The organism is Streptomyces sp. HSW2009 (assembly GCF_040240285.1).
In the GTDB taxonomy this organism is placed as follows: Bacteria; Actinomycetota; Actinomycetes; order Streptomycetales; family Streptomycetaceae; genus Streptomyces.
In genome coordinates, this window is sequence record NZ_JBEHZD010000586.1 from 1 (window position 1) to 4527 (window position 4527).

At 71.2% G+C, this 4527-nt stretch carries 3 protein-coding genes; all 3 read right to left on the minus strand.

Annotated elements, in window-relative coordinates:
• The coding region (locus AAHZ94_RS29010) for a pPIWI_RE_Z domain-containing protein (protein ID WP_502964814.1) at positions 1-1581 on the minus strand (1581 nt) is incomplete at its 3' end.
• Positions 1574-2845, minus strand: coding sequence for a pPIWI_RE_Y domain-containing protein (locus AAHZ94_RS29015; protein ID WP_349996603.1), 1272 nt, complete (start codon positions 2843-2845; stop codon positions 1574-1576). The genes AAHZ94_RS29015 and AAHZ94_RS29010, both read right to left, overlap by 8 nt.
• Positions 2838-4527, minus strand: a 1690-nt coding sequence (locus AAHZ94_RS29020; RefSeq protein ID WP_349996604.1) for a PD-(D/E)XK nuclease family protein, incomplete at its 5' end; no start/stop codon positions are given. The genes AAHZ94_RS29020 and AAHZ94_RS29015, both read right to left, overlap by 8 nt.

Here is a 4527-nt window from a genome sequence, read left to right on the forward strand (position 1 = left end):
GGCGAGTTCGGCGATCTCATGGGTCTGCAACTGGTCGAGCCAGGATTCGGAGACGCCGGTGGTGACGAGGGTGGCAGACGGCGCGAACATCTGGTCTAGCTGCATCTGTACGCGGTCGGCCTCGTCGACGATCACGATGTCGCTGCGCAGGCAGGCCAGTTCCAGGTAGCGCAGGCGTTCGGCGTTGAGCTGACGTGGAACCGCCGTCTGGACGAGGCTGGCAGGGTTCGCCACCCAGATCAGCGCGTCGACGAGGTCGCGCGCGGCGGAATGCCGGGGGCAGACGCTCCAGAGAGGGCAGGTGCGCGGGGCCCCCCATTCCTCCTCTTCTCCGGCGCCGTCCTCGGGGGTCTGCCTGCCGGCAACACCGCGAGCGCGTTCGAGTTCGCGCAGGGCGTTCTCGGCCGTCACATCTTCACCGCCTTCGCCGGCCCCGTTCCCGCGCACGGGGTGCAGGCCGCCGCACGGTGCGTCGTTGTAGCGCAGCGGCTCTGATGTGTCGAGTGCGCGCAGCGCGTCCAGTGGGCAGGCGGTGCTGAGGTGTCTGAAGGTCGCGTCGGTGTGGGCGAGCAGTGAGTGCGCTCCGCGCGCGGCGAGCCTGCGGTGCAGCCGCTGGGTGTGCTGGGGTCGCGTGGTGCCGCCCTGGATCAGGGCGGCGCTCAGGCCGAGTCCGCGGAAGAGTTCGGTCAGGGTGAGTTGTTCGGCCACGTCGCCGACGACGAGTGTGGTGCGCAGGCCGTTGTGGTGTGCCCAGACGGCGAGCAGGGTCATCAGGGTTGACTTGCCCGCGCCGACCATACCGACGAGGTGGGTGAGCCGGTCCAGCGGTAGCGCGGAGGCCGACACGAAGGCGGTTCCGTCGGGGGTACGGGTATCGAGATCAAGGTCGTCGAGGCGCTGGGCCCAGTTTCCTGCCTTGCGGCCGCGTCGCCGTTCCTCCTCGTCCATCCACCGTGCCACGTCGGCGAGTCCGTCGAGCGGTACCTCCAGAGGTCCCGCGGTGCCCGGGCGTCCGGCGGTGAGGGGGTGGCTCGGGAGGGGGTCTCGTACGAGGTCGGCCGGGATGGTGACGGAGGTACGCCGGTGGTGGCGGTCCATGAAGCGATGTTCGCCCGCCTCCGCCTGATCCATCGGCTGGACGGCGAAGGCCGGCAGGCTCGCCAGTGCCTCGTCGTACAAGGCGAAACGGTCGGCGGCAACCTTGGGAGGAACCCGGTATGCCGCCTCCCCCTGCGCAGGGACACGGTATGCCCGCAGCCGTTCCGGGAGCTCCAGGTACGCGTCCAGAGACTGCCGCCACATCCGGCCGCGGCGCATCGGCCACAGCAGGTGCCGGGCGGCGGTCAGCGCGACCTGTTCCGCAGCGCCCACGGGCAGCTTCGCGGCGCGTGCGAAGGCGAGCCCGTAGCCGCCCAGGAGTGTCCACGCCCCGTCGGCGGCGTGGCCGGGTGCCACGGTCTCCATCAGCCTCAGGGCGAGCTCGACCTGGCAGAGTAGGGCGGGCCGGGTCCTGGTGTGTTCCTCGGGCCAGGGGCCGAGCGCGGCCACGACCGGCTGGTACCAACTGCTGCGGTCACGCATCGCCCGCTCCGTCCTCCTGCCCGACGCCCTCGGCCGGGGTCGTGTTGTCCATGGGGCGGTGTCCGGCGCCCCCTCGGCCGGGGCGCGGCGGCTCGTTCGCTCCGGCGCGCAGCGGACCGATGGAGGCGTCCGGCCCTTGGTCACCAGCCAGTCGCAACCGGGCCGCCCGAACGAGTTGCCGATCCGTCAGAAGCCTGAGCCCGTCCGCCTGAGCGCCCCGCTCCCTGACGTAACTGTCGAGATAGTCGCGGCGTGCGCGGACCCTGAACTGCGGCACGACCCAGCACGCCTCGTCGTAGGGCGGTTCGGCCCGCACCGCGGTCGCGCTGCGGCCGAGGAAGGCGGGATGCGCCCAGTCCTTGACGTCCACGGCCCACACATGACCGTCGGGGAAGATGACCCGCACGTCGTACGAGTCGAAGTTGGGCCACATCTCGACGGTGAGCCCCAGCCCTCGAAGCTCGCTCTCCAGAGAGGTCTCCGCCTGTCCGGGCCCGGTGACGAACAGCCGCAATGGTTTGCGCAGTTGGCGCAGCTCTCCGGTCTCTGCCGCCACGAGTACCCTGCCGTGCGGCGCGGGGCCCTGGTGGCGGCACTGATCCCGCTCGCACCACCACTCGGTGTCGGACACCGGGTGCAGCAGGGTCAGGCAGCGGTTGCAGCACAGATACGAACCGTCGCGCCGGAACCCGACAGGGACGGGGGCGTAGATCTCCTCGATAAGAAACCGGACGGGGTCGAGGAAGAGGTCGCAGCTGGTCTCGGCCCAGTCGTCCTCTGTGAGCACGGGCCGGGTGACCAGGAGGCGGCGGAAGGCCGAGTACGACTCGGGTGCCGACATCGCGCGGCAGACCCGCAGAGCCTCGTGAATGACCATGCGGTCGTACTGTCGCCCGGTGCTGTCACCGTGTCCGCGCACTGAGAGTTCGTGGCAGAGCTGGGAGGGTTCTCCCGAGCCCTCGTCGATCAGCCGGTCCGCAGCGTCGAACAGGTCGGCGGGCAGCTGATCGAGAGGCCAGCTGCTGAGCGGCCGGGCGCGAGCCCAGCGGACCATCTCGGGCACGCCGGCCGGGGGCATGGCCCCGTTGCGCAGACACTGGAGGGTCAGGGCATCCAGGGCCCGCTGAGCACCGGCCGGATAGGGCAGGGTGAAGGCGTCGAGGTCGTCGACGGCCGCCAGGTGGAGGACCGCGGTGGCCACGTCCCTCAGCAGAACGATGTCCCGGTTGAACATCCAGTCCTGGGCAACCTGTTGGTCAGTCATCGGACGCAATACCCCCTCGCGGCGCCAGGTCGGCGCTCGGCTCGGACCCGTCGGCGGAAGAGGACACACCGGGGCCGCGCGGCAGCGGATGGTCAGCGGCGTAGGCGCTGCCGGGACGGCACCAGGTGCGCGCCAGGCAGCCGTGGCAGTGGCGCCCGGTCCTCGGTTCGTACGTAGTGTCCTCGATGAGCGGCTGGGCGAGACCGGCGATGACGTGCTGGGCCTCGTCGACGATCTCGGCGCGCCCGGGGTCGATGCGCTCAAGCCTGCTCTCCCCATGCCCCTCGCGTAGATGCTCCAGCTCGACCCAGGAGCGGCGCCGATCGGCGCCCACAGCTCCAGCGTGGAACAGCAGTACACCTAGCGCCAGTTGCGGATACGTGTGCAGCAGTGAATCCCGCTCCCACAGCGGGCGGGAGGATGTCTTCGTCTCGCGCCAGATCCACCGGCCACGATGGGTGTACACCAGATCAGGTACAGCAAGGACGACGACATCGAGTTCGGGAACGTAGGCCGTCACCCGATGCTGCACGAGGACGCGCTCGTCGGCGCCGAGTCCGTCGAGCGGGCACAGCAACCGGTGCCCGGCCAGCATTCCGGCGGTCTCACGCGCCGACGCCTCGTCCAGACCGGTTTCGGACCGTAGCGCGTCCGGATCGGGGGCCGCACGGTCCCGGCAGCCGCGCACCGGCTTTTCACCGTGGAGTGCGTCCAGCCGGGAGTCGACGAACCTGCCACGCCGTGCCCCCTCGTTCTCGCCGGACAGGTCGTTGAGATGCAGACGCCGCACCAGGTGGTACTGGGCGGGGCATTCCGCGTACAGGCGCAGGTCCCAGACGGAGACGGAACGGCGCTTGCGTGCGACAGACGCGGGTCGCCCTCCCCACAGGCTCGGGGTGCGCCTCAGATCCGTGCAGCCGGCGATGGCCTTGCACTTGACGCAGCTTTCGCCGGGCCTGGTGCCGGTCGCGGTTGCGGCGGAGAGGAACGCCGGCACGGCGTCGTTCTCGAATCGCGTCCTCGCCTCGACGGGCCCCTCACCGAACGACGGTGCCGCGCCGAGCAGGGGTTCCACCGAACCATCGGCGCACCCGACGTCGAAGACGCGCACCAGGACGGGCGGGCGGCCGGTGCTGGTCGCCCCGGCCGGGGGTTCGTCCCGCGCCCTGCGCCGGGGCGTGGGCGCCCCATGGGCCATCACCTGCGCCACAGCCCCGAGTTCAGCGCTGGGGCGGCCGGTCTTGGCCCGACCCAGCGACGGCAGCCAGAGGTCGCGCACCGTCCCGTCGGTGGAGGCGTACATGCGGCCCCACAGGGTGTGCTCGTACTGCCGGGCACCGCGCGCATCGGGTGCGTCCAGTCGACGGGTGCGCCACGTCCACGGCTGCTTGACCGCCAGGGTGGGCGGCAGCCCTGCATCCGCGGCGGCGGCCTGCTCCCGGGCGCGGGCTGCGACGTACCGTTCCAGGGCGTGAGCGGTCCACGCGAGATGTACGGGGTGGACCGGGGCACCCCCGCCTCGGAACGGTCCGCGGGTGTTTCGCAGCTCCTCGCGCACCGCCTCGACGGACCGGCCGTCATGCTCCACACGATCGAGCGCCGCGAAGAGCGGGCCGAATCCGAACTCCTCGTACGGTGTGGACAGGAACGGCACGGCCGGTTCGGCGACGAGCTGGGGCCGC

What these genes read in the sequence shown, in the direction of transcription:
- AAHZ94_RS29015 (WP_349996603.1), bottom strand. Translation starts at nt 2,845, where the DNA reads ATGACTGACCAACAGGTTGCCCAGGACTGGATGTTCAACCGGGACATC.